Origin of the sequence: Vibrio splendidus (genome assembly GCF_002873455.1) — a bacterium.
GTDB classification, from domain to species: Bacteria; Pseudomonadota; Gammaproteobacteria; order Enterobacterales; family Vibrionaceae; genus Vibrio; species Vibrio splendidus_J.
Genome location: NZ_MCUN01000043.1, coordinates 1 through 1,041, shown reverse-complemented (window position 1 = coordinate 1,041; position 1,041 = coordinate 1). Strand labels below are relative to the sequence as shown.

At 46.2% G+C, this 1,041-nt stretch carries 1 protein-coding gene; it reads left to right on the top strand.

Going from position 1 to position 1,041, the window contains the following annotated elements; genetic code table 11:
- Nucleotides 1-78 precede the first annotated feature (78 nt).
- Nucleotides 79-987 carry an IS5 family transposase gene (locus BCU75_RS19785; RefSeq protein ID WP_076645897.1) on the top strand — a complete coding sequence of 303 codons (909 nt, stop codon included), beginning with the start codon at nt 79-81 and terminating at the stop codon, nt 985-987.
- Nucleotides 988-1,041: the final 54 nt, after the last annotated feature.

The following is a 1,041-nucleotide window of genomic DNA, read 5'->3' as shown; positions in this document are numbered from 1 at the left end:
GGCGTTGTTGCCTAAATCAGTTGAACCTTTTTCGAGTCTTGCGATCTGATCCTTTATGATGGTTAGAGCGGTGGTGACATGGGTAAGGCAAAAAAGAAGATAACTAACTGGGCGGAGTACAATAAGGCTCTGTGCAAACGGGGCTCGGTTACGTTCTGGATAGATGATTCAGCCGTAGATGCATGGCGATGCAAAGCCCATCATGGTAAGCGTGGTAGAGGCTTCCAGTACTCTGATACAGCGATTGAAACTGCATTGATGATTAAGGGGATATTCTCTCTACCATTGCGGGCTCTTCAAGGTTTTATCGACTCTATCTTTGAGCTACTGGAGGTTCCACTGACGTCCCCTGACTACACGTGTATCAGCAAACGCTCGAAGACAGTTCAGGTCAAATATCGTAACAAATCCAGAGGAGCTATTCGCCATATCGCTATTGACTCGACTGGTCTCAAAGTCTTTGGCGAAGGTGAGTGGAAGGTGAAAAAGCACGGCGCCGAAAAACGCAGAACTTGGCGCAAACTGCACTTAGCCGTTGATGTAGAAACTCATGAGGCCATTAGTGCAGAAGTCAGTCTTGTAAGTGTTGGCGATAGCGAAGTGCTGCCAACATTACTCAACCCTTTACGTAGAAAGGTAGATACCGTATCTGCCGATGGAGCGTATGACACAAAAAGTTGCTATGAGACCCTGCAAAATAAGGGCAGTACTCCGTTGATACCGCCTCGAAAGAATGCGGCACTTTGGGAAGAAGGGCATCCCAGAAATGAAGCAGTAAAGGCTTTGAAAAACGGAACAATAGCGGAGTGGAAATCTGAGTCGGGTTATCACTATCGCTCAATATCTGAGACCGCAATGTCTCGATATAAAGGACTAACCAGCGGTAAATTGAGCTTGAGATGTTATAACGCTCAAGTGGGAGAAATCATGGCGAATGTCAAAGCTATAAACAAAGTCATAGGACTAGGTATGCCTGTTCGAAACTAACGGCGAGTCACATATGGCGTCGTTGGTCTTTAAACCGATTTGATCAACAACGCC

Bases quoted from the DNA above. Each gene is read 5' to 3' on its own strand.
- BCU75_RS19785 (WP_076645897.1), top strand. From the start codon at position 79: ATGGGTAAGGCAAAAAAGAAGATAACTAACTGGGCGGAGTACAATAAG.